Origin of the sequence: Brucella pseudogrignonensis (assembly GCF_031454375.1) — a bacterium.
Lineage (GTDB): Bacteria > Pseudomonadota > Alphaproteobacteria > Rhizobiales > Rhizobiaceae > Brucella > Brucella pseudogrignonensis_A.
The window spans coordinates 425,333-440,939 of record NZ_JAVDQT010000002.1 but is presented as its reverse complement, the minus strand read 5'-3'; the positions used below and the strand labels follow the sequence as shown (position 1 = coordinate 440,939).

Below are 15,607 nucleotides of genomic sequence, written 5' to 3'. Positions count from 1 at the left end.
AGATGTTTCGTGGAATTTTACTATCAAGCGTTTGCCTATTGTCTCTTTGCTCAGTTTCTTCGGCAGCGATTACGCTCAATCGTGGAAATGACACCGACCCTTCCACATTGGACCAGCAACTTACAACGACAGTTCAAGAAGACCGTGTTCTTAGGGACCTTTATGAAGGCCTCGTTGCGCAGGATAGCCACGGCAAGGCTATTCCGGGCGCTGCGAAAGCTTGGGAAATATCTTCAGATGGTCTCAACTACACATTTCACATGCGCGAGAATGCAAAGTGGTCGAACGGCGACCCTGTCACTGCCGGTGATTTCGAATTTTCGTTCAAACGCCTGATGAATCCTGAAACGGCGGCTGGCTATGCCAGTATCCTCTATGCAATCAAAAATGCTAAGGAGATTGCGACAGGTAAGATGCTGGTTGATGAATTAGGTGTCAAAGCGCTTGATGATCAAACGTTGCGCATAACGTTAAATGCCCCTACTCCCTATTTCATTGAATTGCTTACGCATAATACAGCTTATCCAGTCAATCAAAAGGCGGTCAAAGAGTTCGGGTCAAAGTTCACGCAGCCCGGGCATATGATCAGCAATGGCGCTTATCAACTTGTCAGTTTTAATCCAAACGACAAGATTACCCTGAAGAAAAATCCTTTTTATTGGGATGCTGAGCATGTTCAGATTGATCAAGTGAACTGGGTTCCATTTCAGGATCGCTCAAGCTGTATGCGCCGTTTCGAGGCTAAAGAGATTGATATTTGTTCCGATGTTGCTGCTGAACAGATGGATTACGTAAAGAACAGTCTCGGCCAAGAGTTCCATCAAGCACCTTTGCTCGGAATTTATTATATCGACATCAAAGGCGAGCCTGACAGTAAACTACGTGATCCGCGCGTTCGTCAGGCAATATCGATGACAATTGATCGTGATTTTCTATCACAGGAAGTCTGGCGCGGAACAATGCTGCCAGCAGGTTCGATGGTTCCGCCTGGTATTAATGATTATGTTTTTGATGCGCCAAAGCTGAGTTTTGCTAATCAGGACGTTCTTGATCGTGAAGACAAAGCAAAAGAGCTTTTAGAAGAAGCGGGTGTTGCGCCCGAAAGTCTTTCGATCGTGTTGCGCTATAGCACATCTGAAAACCACAAGAACACAATGGCGGCGATTGCCGACATGCTCAAAGATATTGGTATCAATGCAACGCTCGACGAAGTCGATGGCACGACCTATTTCAATTACCTTGAGCAGAAAGGCATGTTCGATGCCGCGCGCGATGGCTGGGTTGGGGATTACAATGATCCGAACTCGTTTCTGTCACTCTTCACGAGCGACAGCTACTTTAACTACGCGCAATGGTCGAACAAGGACTATGACGCGCTGATGGCGAAATCTCAATCCACAACCGACCCCAAAGAGAGAGGTAAAACCCTCGCTGAAGCGGAGAAAATATTACTTGAAAAAGGGGCGGCAATTCCCCTGCTCTACTATTCATCGACGGCACTCGTTGCCGATAAGGTCAAAGGCTACGACGATAATCTGATGAACTCTCACGCTACGCGCTGGCTATCGATAAAAGGCTAAGTAAAACAATACCCATAATGGGATTTGCTGAATCATATCAAAGTGGTTCAGCAAAGGAGGATAACTGAAATGCTGGGCTACACGCTCCGACGATTGGGTAGTGCAATACCCACGATCTTTATAATAGTCACTTTGACATTCTTTCTTATACGGCTCGCGCCGGGTGGTCCTTTCGACCTTGAGCGCCCGATTGATCCGCTCATTCTCGAAAATCTCAAGAAGGCCTATAATATGGATGCGCCGCTCTGGCAGCAGTATCTTATTTATCTGGGCAATCTTGTGCAGGGTGATCTTGGCCCGAGCTTTACGCGTCGAGACTTTACCGTCAACGACCTGTTTGCATCGGGGTTGCCCGTGTCAATTATGCTTGGATCGTTAGGTCTGGCACTAGCCACTGTTCTTGGAACTATTCTCGGTACGATGGCGGCACTCAGGCAGAATTCATCTGTCGACTATTTTGTCGTAGCAGTGGCTACATTCGGCATTACGACTCCAAACTTTGTCGTTGCCCCCCTACTCAGCCTCTTATTTGGTGTGATCCTCGGTTGGGTTCCGGCTGGCGGCTGGTCATCTGCAAATGTGCTTTACTGGATATTGCCAGTTCTGACACTGGCTTTGCCGCAAGTTGGCGTCATCGCGCGTTTGGTGCGTGGTGCAACCATTGAAGCTCTGCGTGCTAATCACGTTCGCACTGCGCGTGCTTACGGTTTGCCAGCACGCGTCGTCGTGGGCGTACATGCTTTGCGTGCTGCGATGTTGCCGGCGGTTTCCTATCTCGGACCAACTGCTGCGGGCTTGCTCACCGGCTCAGTTGTGGTTGAAACAATTTTCGGCATTCCCGGTATTGGCCGCTATTTCGTGCAGGGCGCTTTGAGCCGCGACTATACCCTTGTCATGGGTACGGTCGTCGTCATCTCGATCTTTGTCGTGGTGTTTAACCTGATCGTCGATCTTCTTTATGCATGGCTTGATCCGAGGGTTCGCTATGACTGATTTTACAGCAGCAGTAGAAACTGAAAAGCTCGGTTCCGTTCAAAGCCGTTCGCTCTGGCAGGATGCATGGCTTCGCCTGCGCAAGAACAAGGCCGCCGTTACGAGTGCAATTGTTCTTGTTGTTCTGGCATTGGCTGGCATTTTTGGGCCAATGGTTAGCCCTCATCCTTATGATAAAATCTACCCGCAGTTCGTGCGTGTTGCACCAAGCCTTGAAGCCTATCCACGCGCAGATACGATCATACCCGGCCTCGATCGCGAATTGGCGCGTGCAAGGCTTCAATCAACTGCAGAACCAGAATTGAGCGGAAATAGTATCGTCGTAGACTTTACCGCCCAACGACCGACTGATGAGCGCGTGTTGCGCTACTTCCAGCGTTCAGACCTGTTTAGCAATCCACGGATCGAACTTGCAGCCGACGGACTTTCCGGCAAACTGACATTGAACGTAGCGCGTAATTATTTCGTTCTGGGCACTGATAATCTCGGCCGTGATCTGTTGACACGTATTTTTATCGGCGTTCGTATCTCGCTGGCGATTGGCTTGCTGGCTTCCGCCATGGCACTGGTGCTTGGGGTCGGTTATGGCGCCATTTCTGGCTATCTCGGCGGTCGCGTCGATAATGTGATGATGCGTCTGGTGGATATTCTCTATTCCCTGCCCTTTATCTTCTTCGTCATATTGATGCTCGTCTTCTTCGGGAGGTCGATATTCATCATTTTCATTGCTATTGGTGCAACGGAATGGCTGGATATGGCGCGCATTGTGCGTGGTCAAACGTTAAGTCTCAAACGACAGGAGTTTGTGCAGGCCGCCGAAGCCCTTGGTGCAACACGACGTGGTATCATCACGCGCCACATCATTCCCAATGCGCTCGGTCCGGTGATCGTCTTTGTCACGCTTCTTGTGCCCAAAGCTATCCTGCTCGAAAGCCTATTGTCCTTTTTGGGCCTTGGCGTGCAGGATCCCCTCACCTCGCTCGGCCTCCTCATCTCGGAAGGCGCACAGAACATGCGCGGCGCAAGCTGGCTCCTGATCTGGCCTGCCGCAACCCTCACCATCATCCTGTTTGCGCTGAACTTCCTGGGCGACGGCCTGCGCGACAGTCTTGACCCGAAGGATCGCTGAGATGACAAAAGAAAATATTCTGAGCGTTCGCGATCTCCGCGTCACTTTTGATACAAATGATGGTCCCGTTGATGCTGTGCGCGGCATCAATCTCGATGTGAAGGCTGGCGAAACAATCGCAATCGTTGGTGAATCCGGTTCTGGCAAAAGCCAGACCACCATGGCAATGATGGGGTTGCTGGCACAAAACGGTAAAGCGACCGGACAAGCGCTTTATCGTGGCCAAGACTTGATCGGCATGTCCGATAAGGCACTCAACAAAATCCGCGGCGCAAAGATCACCATGATCTTTCAGGAGCCGATGACATCGCTTGATCCACTTTATCGGATAGGCGATCAGCTGGCAGAACCTCTACGCTATCATGGCGGTATGAGCAAGAAACAGGCGCGGCCACGTATTCTGGAATTGCTGAAGCTCGTCGGCATTCCTGAACCGGAACGCCGTATCGATAGCTACCCTTATGAGCTTTCAGGTGGTCAGCGCCAGCGCGTGATGATTGCCATGGCGCTCGCTAATGAGCCGGATATTCTCATTGCCGATGAGCCGACAACCGCGCTTGATGTCACCATTCAGGCGCAAATTCTCGACCTGCTGGCTGATCTTCAGCAGCGGCTGGGGATGGCGGTTGTGTTCATTACCCATGATCTTGGTATTGTGCGCCGCTTTGCCGACCGCGTCTATGTGATGCGTTCGGGTGAAGTAGTGGAAACCAACGAGACGGAAAAGCTTTTTACCGCACCAGAGCATCCCTATACGAAGATGCTGCTTGATGCAGAGCCAGAAGGTGAAAAGCTGTCTCCGCCTGCAGAAGCGCCGGTCCTTATCCGTGCTGATAATGTGAAGGTGAACTTCCTTATCAATAAGCCCTGGCTTGGTGCCGCCACCTACATGACGGCGGTAAACGATGTCTCGCTGACCTTGAAAGAAGGTCAGACCATCGGGATTGTCGGTGAATCGGGTTCAGGCAAATCGACGCTTGGCCGCGCGATCCTGCGCCTTCTTCCCTCAGAAGGTCGGATTGCTTATCTGGGTAAAGAGTTGCCGACGGAATCGCAGGCCATGCGGCCCAAGCGCCGTGAGCTTCAGCTGGTGTTTCAGGATCCGTTCGGATCGCTTAGCCCGCGTATGACCGTCGGCCGGATCATCACCGAAGGTCTGCTTATCCATGAACCGAACCTTTCGGCAAAGGAACGGGATCTTCGCGCGCAGGAAGCGCTCCGCGAAGTCGGCATGGACCCGGCAATGCGTAATCGCTACCCGCACGAGTTCTCAGGTGGTCAGCGCCAGCGTATCGCCATCGCGCGCACAATGATCCTGAAACCAAAGGTGATCGTGCTTGATGAGCCGACCAGTGCGCTGGATCGTTCCGTACAAAAGCAGATCGTTACGCTCTTGCGTGATCTGCAGAAGGAACACGGGCTTTCCTATCTCTTCATTAGTCACGACATGGCGGTGGTACGTGCCGTGTCCGACTATGTGATTGTTATGAAGAACGGAAAGATCGTCGAGCAAGGCGATACAGAACAGGTTTTCGATAACCCCTATGAGGATTATACGAAGGCTCTCATGGCCGCAGCGCTGAGCGAAGAGCGGTTTGGTACAAACGATTAAGTTAAATAAAAACGGGGCTTTGGCCCCGTTTTCTTATAAAGTGATATAAATCTAAAATACCAAAGACCGATGGGCGGAAACGCCAGCGGAAACACCATCCGCAACGGACCATGCAACACTATGTGCGCCCCTTGAAATGTCGCCTGCGGCATAGATACCCTGAATACTTGTCGCTTTCATCTCATCAGTTTTGATGGCTTTTCCAAGCGGCATGTCTTCCAATGTGCAGCCGAGTTGCTCAGCGAGCGGGCTGTTTAGGCGATTGGATGGTCCAATGAATAATGCGTCAGCTTGCAACAGGCGACCGTCAGCAAGTTCGATCTCGGAGATGGATGTTCCCTCACCTCTTATGCCTGCGACCGGTTTCGCTTCAATAGTGACGCCACGCTTTTCGAGTTCTGCCAAAGTTGCAGCATCAGGCTCTTCACCGCCATTCAGATAGAATGTGGTCGGTCCCCATTCGGTGATAAGCATGGCTTGATGAGACGACATCGGCGAAAGGTTCAACACGCCCAGTTTTTTGCCGCTGAACTCGTAGCCATGGCAATAAGGGCAATGAATAACCGATTTGCCCCAGCGTTCAGCCAACCCCGGTAAATCTGGCAAAACGTCAGAAATGCCGAAGGCAAAGATCAGTCTGCGCCCACTGACGACCTCGCCTGTATCCAGTTCAATCGAGAAGTCATCAATCTGCCCGGTTCCGTTTACAGCTTTACCCTCCGTTACTCTTACAGTCGGATAGGCTTTAACCTGCTCTTTTGCCGTTTCGAGCATCGCCGCCGGGCTGCTTCCATCCTGAGCCAAGAAACCATGTGAATGTTCGGCAAAGCGGTTGCGTGGCTTGCCTGTATCGATCACGCGAACCGAGCGTCTGCCGCGCGCCACATAGGTCGCCGCCGAAAGTCCGGCAAAGCTGCCACCGATAATAATCACATCATGATGCGTCATGGGCTGTCTCCAAGTCGAAAGTTGCGCCGCGTTCAATCGCGCGCTGATGAAAATCCGCACTCAACATGGCGAGTGTCACTTCGCCAAAACGTTTCAATAAAAGCTCTTCTGCATCGCTGAACGCCTTGTTGAGCGATGCGTTGACGGCCTGCTCGACGAGGCAACCCGGCATTTCTGTGCGATTGCTCATCGCAAGCAGCGACGGTTTGCCTATGGCGTTGTAAATGTCATGCAGCGTGACTTTGCTAAGGTCGCAAGCGATCTCCCATCCGCCGCCATGACCTTTTTCGGAGCGCACATAGCCCTGCTCTCGCAGACCACTCATGACGCGACGCACGACAACGGGATTGGTGCCCATCGCTTTTGCGAGGACTTCGGAGGTCACGGGCTTTTTATACTCAGCCATGTGAAGGAGGACGTGGAGGACGCCCGAAAGTTTGCCATCTTTTTTCATGTAACTTTATATGTTACGAGTCTCCGACTCTGTCAAGAGAGGCGATAATATGAAAGCAGTTTTCGGGACGTTCTTGTGCGGCTTTGTGTTAGAATGACCTTATGATTGATCTGTTTTCCCAGCTTGAAACTCGAGAAAAGCTTGCCGACGGTGCCGTTCTTTTGCGGGGATTTGCGCTCGCAAACGAAGCCGAAATTCTCAACGCCATGCAAGATGTTGAGAATGATGCACCTTTTCGGAATATGACGACGCCAGGCGGATTTCGCATGTCAGTCGCTATGACAAATTGCGGGTCTTTTGGCTGGGTGACGGACCGGAAGGGCTATCGTTACAGCGCCGTTGATCCTGAAACGGAAAAGCCGTGGCCTTCAATGCCGGGGGCATTTCGCGATCTTGCAGAAAGTGCTGCGGACGAAGCTGGTTATCCTGATTTCTTACCGGATGCCTGTCTCATCAATCGGTATGAACCCGGCGCAAAAATGTCTTTGCATCAGGATAAGGACGAGAAGGATTTCGAAAATCCGATTGTTTCTGTGTCGCTGGGACTATCCGCGACATTTCAATTCGGCGGATTGCAGCGCAGTGATCCAGTACGCAAATTCGTGCTGCACCACGGCGATGTGGTCGTTTGGGGTGGACCGTCCCGACTCTTCTATCATGGCATTCTGCCATTGAAGGATGGAGAGTATCCGCAACTTGGTCGAAATCGCTATAATCTTACCTTTAGGAAATGCAACTAATTTGATAAAAGTATTAATAAAAACAATAATATATATATAATACCTAATATGTTAAACTAATAAAATAGATCCCCGGACCTCAGTTTTGAGGTCCGGGTTGTCGTTTATCACGTTAGCGCTTTATCACGTGTTTCGACATTGATGAAAAACGCAATCACACCAGCTAATGCAAGCAGCCCAGCAAATAGTGCGACAGCCACAATGAAGCTCTGGCTGATGACTAGCGCGAGAGCTGATGGTGCTAGCAATCCACCTAGGCGTGCCATAGCGCCCGCAGCGCCCATACCGCTTGCACGCAACGCTGTCGGGAATAACTCAGGAGTTAAAGCATAGAGCGCGCCCCATGTCCCTAGCAATGCAAAGCTCATAATCAGGATCGATGCGCCAACAAGAACCGAGTTTCCCGCAACAGTGAACAGCACACAGGAAGCAGCACTGATGAACAAGAAGGTGATGAGTGTCTTACGACGTCCCCAAGCCTCCACGCCATAAGCCGCAAGCGCATATCCCGGCAACTGTGCCAAAGCGACGATCACCAAGAAACCATAGCCGCGCACGAAGCCAAAGCCATCGCCTGCCAGCTTTGCTGGTATCCATGTGAAGATGCCGTAATAGGACACCGACACGAGGAACCAGATTGCAAGCGTTGTCAGTGTGCGCTGGCGCAGGTTTGGCGATAGCAACTTTTCGTTTGTCACGAGAAGCGGTGCCTCAAGTGTAGCTTTCGGAGGCAGTTCCTGTTTGCCATTCTTGCGCAGAACGCGGTTCATGACCGCCTTGGCTTCTTTTTCCTGCCCGGATTTGAGCAGGTGCATCGGCGATTCAGGAACCCAGAAACGCAACCAGATACCGATCAAAGCTGGAGCAGCGGTTACCACGAAGATATAACGCCATGCATCGGCAACACCGGCAAGGCTTGCTGCCCATGCAGCCAGAGCAATAATCACCGTCCCCACAGCCCAGAAACCTTCCAGCATCACCAGCCAGCGACCGCGATTTTTGGAAGGCAGAAACTCCGCCATCATCGCATAATCGACGGGCAATGTGCCGCCAACAGCAACACCTGTGAGAAAGCGGAGGCCAAGCAGGATTGCGAAATTTGGTGAGAAAGCCGAAAGCAAACCGAAAATGGCATCGCACCCCACTGTGATAAGCAACACGCGACGGCGGCCGTATTTGTCTGCCAATCTGCCAAATGCTGCAGCACCGATCAGCATGCCTAAAAAGAAGAGTGTCCCCGTCTGCAAAGCTTGCGGAACCGTGAGGCCAAACGTCAACGCGATTGATGCAGCAGTGAAGCCTACGGCAAGAACCTGCATCGCGTCAGCGGCCCATACCAGTCCGAATACGCCGAGAAGATTACGCTGGAAGGGGCCGGTTCCGGCCTGATCGAGCGTTTGTTCGATAGTAATTTTCATGCCGCGTAGATCCCCTTGTTCGGCCGAAATTTCTTAACGCCGCATTTGCTGCGCCTCTAATAGGCACGAGTCAACACAGGAAAACCAAACCGGCCAATACTTTTGCTTAAATTGAGCATAAGTAGTCATAGCTGTGCTTTTTTCGTCACGCTTGGAAGTGGTTTCTTTGCAATTGAAAAGCGCTTATCACTGCTAGCACTGAACAGTGAGGGATCGATATGAGTCTGACGGCGCGGGATTTTGGTATTGTTTGTGGTGAAATGCCGACAGGCAAGCAAAATACGATCACCGATGTTGCGGGAGTGCTTGTCGGGCATCATACGTTACACGATGGCGATATAAATACTGGCGTCACGGCGATCCTGCCGCATTCGGGCAATCTTTATCGCCGGAAAGTTCTTGGTGCGGTCGATGTCATTAATGGCTTTGGAAAAAGCATTGGTCTGATGCAGGTTGAAGAATTGGGGAATATTGAAACCCCTATCCTGCTTACCAATACATTTGGCGTCGGCACCTGCGCCAATGCGCTTATTCGTGAAGCGATTATAGCCAATCCAGATATTGGGCGCACCACTGCCACAGTCAATCCTGTCGTGCTGGAATGCAATGACGGGCCTTTCAACGACATTCAGGCGATGGCTGTTACTGAGGAGCATGCACAGCTTGCGTTGAAAAATGCCAGCAGCAGTTTTGCGCAGGGCAATTTCGGTGCTGGAACCGGCATGACCTGCTTTGGTTTCAAGGGCGGTATCGGCAGTGCGTCCCGTCGCTTTACGCTTAATGGAGCCGATTATCATCTTGGCATTCTCACGCTCACCAATTTCGGGCGTACGGGTGATCTCGTTCTGCCGGATGGACGCAGGCCGTCGCCCAAAACCATAGCTCAACCGGAAAAGGGTTCAGTCATCGTTATATTGGCAACCGATGTTCCGCTTGAGCATCGCCAACTCAAGCGGGTTGTCAAACGCTGTGGCGCCGGGCTGGCTCGGCTTGGTGCTTTCTGGGGCAATGGCAGCGGTGACATTGCGCTCGGGTTCTCAACGGCTGTAACGTTTGATCACGATGAGCAGCGCGATCTTGTGGCAATGCAGTGTCTGAATGAGAATCGGATCGATATTCTTTTCCGCGCAGCAGCCGAAGCCACACAGGAAGCCGTGCTGAATTCGATGTGCGCTGCAGAAGCCTTTGTTGGTCGCGGAGGAAACCGCCGCATTTCCTTGTCTGACTGGTTGAGACAAGCTGAGTCTCAGTGAGTCTCGAAATGAGCGTTATCCGGATAAGTGGCCTACCTGTTCACCATAACAGCTTAACCCAACAAACATTATATTTTAGATTAGAAAAATACTTTAATATTATGATTTATAATTAAGTTTAAGATCGATAAACGCTATCATCGCTTTAGCCGCAATATATCACACTGAAGAAATTTGTCGTTTTTGAGTGAATTATGAAGGGGGTTGTTAACCTTCATTTTTTATTACTAAGGCTCATTCGGGCGACATATCTATGGTTCAGGTATCATGCGTAATTTGAGAGAAAATCTTCCCCATACTGATGGCAATCGTGCAGAGTCTGCTCCTGAGCAGAAGCCGCAGCGCGACCCTTTGGGAGCGCATTCACCAGACTCCGACGGCGCATGGAAATCATATTTTTCGCTAGGCGCGAATGTTCGTTTTACACGGACACCAGAGATTGATCTGGTTCGCCGCCGCGGTGAAGATTTGCCCGATATTAATGGGCGCGCAAAGCCTGCTGTTGTAGAGGCTGCGCCAATCGAGATCGAAAAGGTTGCGGTAGTTCAGCCAATGGCTGTTGCAGCACTTCAGGAATCTGTTTCACAGAATATGGTTCGTACGCCAGTCGCGCCTGTGCCTCCTGTTCTTCATACGCCCGTTATCCAGCCAGTCGAAACTGCACCAGTGCAGTTTTCTTCGGAGATTGAAGCAACATCCGCATCAGATGTTTCAGCAGCGATTTCAGCATTTGCACATCTGTCTGACTTTGCTTTTTGGGAAAGCTTTGATTTCGATAGCGCACCAGTTCAGCCAGTATCGGTTGTTGCAGAAGTTGCAACGCCAAAGCGTGCTGTACCGACTGTTGAATCGATCATCGCACAGTTCCGCACGGTTGAATGGAATAAAGCCAAGCCTCAGGAAGCACCTGTTGCTGTCGTAGAACAGCCTGCTCCGGTTGCTGAAGTTGCTCAGCCTGTTCAGGTTACTCCAGCTCCACAGCCAGTTGCCGCTCGTGTTGCAGAAGTGAAAATTGAAGCACCTCGTGCGCCTATCGAAGTGGCTGCGCCTAATGCACCTGTCGAAGCCGTCGCTGACGTTGCTGCCGAAACGACTGAAGATGAAGTCGTGCTTACTGTCGCTGAAGCAGAAGAGCATGTGGTTGAGGAAGTTGCAGCACCTGCACCTGTTGCAGAAGCGCCAAAGGTTGAAGCCCCCGCGAAGACAGCCCCTTCAATAGCTCTTTATCAGCCGCAGCCCCTCCCCCGGACAGAAGCTGTCGTCATCCATGGCGACTATGAATTTCCGCCGCGTGATCTGCTGCAGGAGCCGCCTTCGCTTGATGGAAATGTCATCACGCAGGAAATGCTTGAGCGCAGCGCGGGCCTTCTCGAAAGTGTGCTGGAAGACTTCGGCGTGCGTGGTGAAATCATCCATGTTCGTCCCGGCCCTGTCGTCACGCTCTATGAATTTGAACCGGCACCCGGCGTAAAGTCTTCGCGTGTGATTGGTTTGTCTGACGACATTGCACGTTCCATGTCGGCATTGTCTGCACGTGTAGCGGTTATTCCGGGTCGCAACGTCATTGGCATTGAACTTCCAAACGCCAGCCGCGAAACCGTTTATCTGCGAGAAATGATTGACTCTCGTACGTTCGAATCCTCGAACTATCGTTTGCCGCTTTGCCTAGGCAAAGGAATTGGTGGTGAGCCCATCATCGCAGAACTTGCAAAGATGCCTCATCTGCTCGTAGCTGGCACCACCGGTTCGGGTAAGTCTGTCGCCATCAATACGATGATCCTGTCGCTGCTCTACCGCTTCAAGCCGGAAGAATGCCGCCTGATCATGGTCGATCCAAAGATGCTGGAACTCTCCATCTATGATGGCATTCCGCACCTTCTGACCCCGGTTGTGACCGATCCGAAGAAGGCCGTTGTGGCTTTGAAATGGGCTGTGCGCGAAATGGAAGATCGCTATCGCAAGATGGCACGTCTGGGCGTTCGCAACATCGAAGGCTTCAATCAGCGTGCAGCGTCTGCCAAGGGCAAGGGCGAAACCGTCATGTGCACGGTGCAGTCCGGCTTTGACAAGGAAACCGGCGAAGCAACTTATGTTCAGGAAGAACTCGACCTGACGCCAATGCCATATATCGTCGTGATTATCGACGAAATGGCCGATCTGATGATGGTTGCCGGCAAGGACATCGAAGGCGCTGTGCAGCGTCTGGCACAGATGGCGCGTGCGGCTGGTATCCACCTTATCATGGCGACGCAGCGTCCTTCGGTTGATGTTATCACCGGTACGATCAAGGCCAACTTCCCGACACGTATTTCGTTTCAGGTTACATCGAAGATCGACAGCCGCACCATTCTTGGTGAAATGGGTGCCGAACAGCTTCTCGGTCAAGGCGATATGCTGCATATGGCCGGTGGTGGCCGTATCGTTCGCGTCCATGGACCATTCGTGTCCGATGAAGAAGTTGAAAAGGTCGTCAATCATCTGAAAGAACAGGGCCGTCCGGATTATCTGGCGACTGTAACCGAAGATGAGGAAGATGAAGACACAGCGCAGGACACAGCAGTATTTGACGCTTCGGCCATGGGTTCGGAAGACAGCGACGATGTCTATGAGCAGGCTGTGAAGGTTGTTTTGCGCGATAAAAAGTGCTCAACTTCTTACATCCAGCGCCGCCTCGGCATTGGCTACAACCGTGCGGCTTCACTTGTTGAGCGCATGGAACAAGAAGGTCTTGTTGGTGCTGCGAACCATGTCGGCAAGCGTGAAATTCTAACCGGCAATCGCGACTAAGTTTAAAATCACGAGCTATAAATTGCCGGGTTGCACGAGCGACCCGGCTTTTTCATATGCATATGTAAGGGCTTACGCAGGGTTGTATTTGGTGCTTGTCAAGCTCCCCAATAAGGTTAATAATCTCTTCATTCGCACATTCTTGACTACCGGACGGAGTAGCCTTTGAGGCTTCGGCCGTACCCAAAAACAGGGAGAATGATCGATGAGAAGCATTACTATCGGACCAAGTGCAAAGCACACGCCTGTCACAACCCAGATGCTCCAGAATGCTCAAACGCAAATGCAGAAGCCTTCTGAAGATAAGACGCAAGTTTGCAATGTTCTTCGCCTCTCGAAAGGCGGCTACTCACATCGCAGACGCCGAGTTCAAAAAAGCGCATAAAAAATTTGAATAATTTAAAGCGCCGCATCCGGTCAGAGAGATGTCGGCGCTATTTCTTATTGCGCAATCACGTTCTTTTGCCTTGGTCACCCTTTATCGCAAGGCGCATATGGAGTATTTCAAGCGGCAATTCTCCCCCATTGCTCAGGAATAACTTATGATAACGCCCATGCAAGCCAGTTCGACACCACAAAAGAAGAAACCGCGCTTCTTCCTTGGCTTCATGGCTGTTCTGGGGGCGCTGTTTTTCGCATTGTTTCTGAGCCTTGGCATCTGGCAAGTGGAGCGCCTGCAATGGAAGCTTGACCTGATTGCCCGCGTTGATGCGCGCGTTCATGCGGAGCCGGTTGCGGCTCCGGGCAAAGACGACTGGGCCAATGTCAATCAGGCCGATGATGAGTACCGGCATGTTACGCTAACCGGCTCTTACCTCAATGACAAGGAAGTGTTAGTTCGTGCGTTGACCGAACGCGGTTTGGGCTTTTGGGTGCTGACGCCGTTGCGTTCAAATGATGGTACACTGACCTTCATCAATCGTGGCTTCATTCCGGATGCCAAGCGAGATCCATCTTCACGCGTAGAAACGCAAATCGCTGGCGAGACGACTGTAACTGGTCTTCTGCGTCTGCCCGAACCTGATGGCTTCTTCCTGCGTCCCAATGATCCCGCACGCAATGAGTGGAACTCGCGTGATGTCAAAGCCTTCGCCGAAAAAGAAGGCTTGGGCAGTGTCGCGCCCTATTTCATTGATGCAGATGCAAAGTCCAATTCCGGCAAGGTACCCATTGGCGGTCTGACGGTTGTTACTTTCCGCAACAACCATCTGTCTTACGCAATCACATGGTTTGCGCTTGCAGCTATGATTGCCGGTGCTGCCGTTTTTGTCTGGCGACACGAGAACAAGTCAAAAGACTAAGCATGCAGGGCGTGGCCGAGTGCTTTCATGCTGGCCTCGGCAAAGCCTTCTCCGAGGGTCGGATGAGCATGGATCGTCCCGGCTATATCCTCAAGGCGTGTGCCTGTTTCAACAGCAAGTGCAAAGGCAGATGACAGCTCGGAAATTCCGACACCGACGGCCTGAATGCCAAGTATCAGGTGGTTATCAGCGCGGGCGACAACCCGGATAAAGCCATCTTCCCGCTCGATAGTCATTGCGCGTCCATTGGCCTGAAACGGGAAAATGCCGGTCTGGATATTATGACCTGTCTTGCGCGCTTCATCAGGAGATAGGCCGACTGTTACGATCTCAGGATCAGTAAAGCAGACTGCCGGGATGCAGCGCTTATCCCACGCCTGTTTGCCACCCGCGATGATTTCAGCAACCATTTCGCCTTGCACCATAGCCCGATGCGCAAGCATTGGCTCACCTGTTACGTCGCCGATGGCATAAACGCCGCGCATTGATGTGCGGCATTTATCATCGATGCGGATAAAGCGGCCATCCATATCGAGCCGGATTTCGCTCAAACCCCAGCCATCGGTTTGTGGCTTGCGGCCAACCGTGACCAAAATCCTGTCAGCAGGAATTGAATGCGTCTTGCCATCAGCCAGCAACACCTCCAGCGCTTTCCCATCGATGGATAAGCCTTTGGCAGACGTGTTCGTCAGAACTTCAACGCCGAGGGCTTTCAGCCGTGCCATGATCGGGCGTGTCAGCTCTGCATCATATTGCGGCAGTATGCGATCAGTGGCTTCAACGACGGTCACTTTTGCACCAAGCTTTGCGAATGCCGTACCGATTTCGAGCCCGATATAACCACCGCCAACAATGGCAAGCTTTTCAGGGATCTTATCGAGTGAAAGCGCTTCCGTAGAGGAGATGACATTGCCGCCAAACGGTAGCGACTGAATTTCGACCGGCACCGACCCTGGTGCGATCACGATGTTCTCGGCATGGATAGTCTGGCGACCGGTATCGGTATCCACCACAACGGTTTTACCATCCATAAAACGCGCCTGCCCCTGAAACATTCGCACGCGGGAGCGTTTTAAAAGTCCGGCGACACCGCTGTTCAGGCGATTGACGATGCCGTCTTTCCATTCGAGCGTTTTGGCAAAATCGATCTTAGGACTTTCAGCTGTGATGCCAAGCGCGCCTTTAGACGCGAAAGTCGTGAGGCGATGAAACTCGTCAGCGGCATGGATAACAGCTTTGGACGGTATGCAGCCGACATTCAGACAGGTACCGCCCAGCCGTTTTTTCTCTACCAGAACCGTATCGATACCAAGCTGGCCTGCACGAATACCGCAGACATAACCGCCGGGACCGCCGCCAATGATCAGAAGTTTGCAGGAAATCTCACTCATC

General features: G+C 51.8%; 13 protein-coding genes. 9 read left to right on the top strand and 4 right to left on the bottom strand.

Features of this window, described 5'->3' with window-relative positions:
- Positions 1–2 precede the first annotated feature (2 nt).
- The 4 genes from J2782_RS09880 to J2782_RS09865 all read left to right on the top strand — a co-directional run bounded on the left by J2782_RS09880 (position 3) and on the right by J2782_RS09865 (position 5,314).
- Positions 3–1,580: a peptide ABC transporter substrate-binding protein gene (locus tag J2782_RS09880; protein ID WP_310011906.1), complete on the top strand. Its 1,578-nt coding sequence runs from the start codon at positions 3–5 to the stop codon at positions 1,578–1,580.
- A 69-nt stretch (positions 1,581–1,649) separates the two neighbouring features.
- Positions 1,650–2,573, top strand: a complete 924-nt coding sequence (locus J2782_RS09875; protein WP_310011904.1) for an ABC transporter permease subunit — start codon at positions 1,650–1,652, stop codon at positions 2,571–2,573.
- Positions 2,566–3,702 carry an ABC transporter permease gene (locus tag J2782_RS09870; RefSeq protein WP_310011902.1) on the top strand — a complete coding sequence of 379 codons (1,137 nt, stop codon included), beginning with the start codon at positions 2,566–2,568 and terminating at the stop codon, positions 3,700–3,702. Before J2782_RS09875 ends, J2782_RS09870 begins: the two co-directional genes overlap by 8 nt.
- A 1-nt stretch (position 3,703) precedes the next feature.
- Positions 3,704–5,314: an ABC transporter ATP-binding protein gene (locus J2782_RS09865; protein ID WP_310011900.1), complete on the top strand. Its 1,611-nt coding sequence runs from the start codon at positions 3,704–3,706 to the stop codon at positions 5,312–5,314.
- A 51-nt stretch (positions 5,315–5,365) separates the two neighbouring features.
- Here J2782_RS09865 and J2782_RS09860 read toward each other — a convergent pair whose 3' ends face one another.
- Complete coding sequence (locus J2782_RS09860) at positions 5,366–6,262, bottom strand: NAD(P)/FAD-dependent oxidoreductase (RefSeq protein WP_310011898.1); 897 nt, start codon at positions 6,260–6,262, stop codon at positions 5,366–5,368.
- Positions 6,249–6,716, bottom strand: coding sequence for an Rrf2 family transcriptional regulator (locus J2782_RS09855; protein WP_310011897.1), 468 nt, complete (start codon positions 6,714–6,716; stop codon positions 6,249–6,251). Before J2782_RS09855 ends, J2782_RS09860 begins: the two co-directional genes overlap by 14 nt.
- A gap of 101 nt (positions 6,717–6,817) precedes the next feature.
- Here J2782_RS09855 and alkB point away from each other — a divergent pair, with 101 nt between their 5' ends.
- Positions 6,818–7,456: a DNA oxidative demethylase AlkB gene (alkB, locus tag J2782_RS09850; RefSeq protein ID WP_310011895.1), complete on the top strand. Its 639-nt coding sequence runs from the start codon at positions 6,818–6,820 to the stop codon at positions 7,454–7,456.
- A gap of 107 nt (positions 7,457–7,563) precedes the next feature.
- On the opposite strand, the gene J2782_RS09845 is transcribed toward alkB, so the two are convergent.
- Positions 7,564–8,874: an MFS transporter gene (locus J2782_RS09845; RefSeq protein ID WP_310011894.1), complete on the bottom strand. Its 1,311-nt coding sequence runs from the start codon at positions 8,872–8,874 to the stop codon at positions 7,564–7,566.
- A gap of 218 nt (positions 8,875–9,092) precedes the next feature.
- Between J2782_RS09845 and J2782_RS09840 the strand changes: the two genes are divergently transcribed.
- The 4 genes from J2782_RS09840 to J2782_RS09825 all read left to right on the top strand — a co-directional run bounded on the left by J2782_RS09840 (position 9,093) and on the right by J2782_RS09825 (position 14,215).
- Complete coding sequence (locus tag J2782_RS09840; protein WP_310011893.1) at positions 9,093–10,127, top strand: DmpA family aminopeptidase; 1,035 nt, start codon at positions 9,093–9,095, stop codon at positions 10,125–10,127.
- A 267-nt stretch (positions 10,128–10,394) separates the two neighbouring features.
- A complete protein-coding gene (locus J2782_RS09835) occupies positions 10,395–12,914 on the top strand; it encodes a DNA translocase FtsK (RefSeq protein WP_310011890.1) in 2,520 nt (839 codons plus the stop codon).
- A gap of 205 nt (positions 12,915–13,119) precedes the next feature.
- Positions 13,120–13,299 (top strand): hypothetical protein, encoded by a 180-nt coding sequence (locus J2782_RS09830; protein WP_250041948.1) that lies wholly within the window; start codon positions 13,120–13,122, stop codon positions 13,297–13,299.
- Positions 13,300–13,456: 157 nt separating this feature from the next.
- Positions 13,457–14,215: an SURF1 family protein gene (locus J2782_RS09825; RefSeq protein WP_310011889.1), complete on the top strand. Its 759-nt coding sequence runs from the start codon at positions 13,457–13,459 to the stop codon at positions 14,213–14,215.
- Here J2782_RS09825 and lpdA read toward each other — a convergent pair.
- The gene (gene lpdA / locus J2782_RS09820) at positions 14,212–15,606 is read right to left on the bottom strand and encodes a dihydrolipoyl dehydrogenase (protein WP_310011887.1); all 1,395 of its coding nucleotides are present in this window, start codon (positions 15,604–15,606) and stop codon (positions 14,212–14,214) included. The two genes, J2782_RS09825 and lpdA, sit on opposite strands and share 4 nt — an antisense overlap.
- Between the last annotated feature and the right edge of the window lies 1 nt (position 15,607).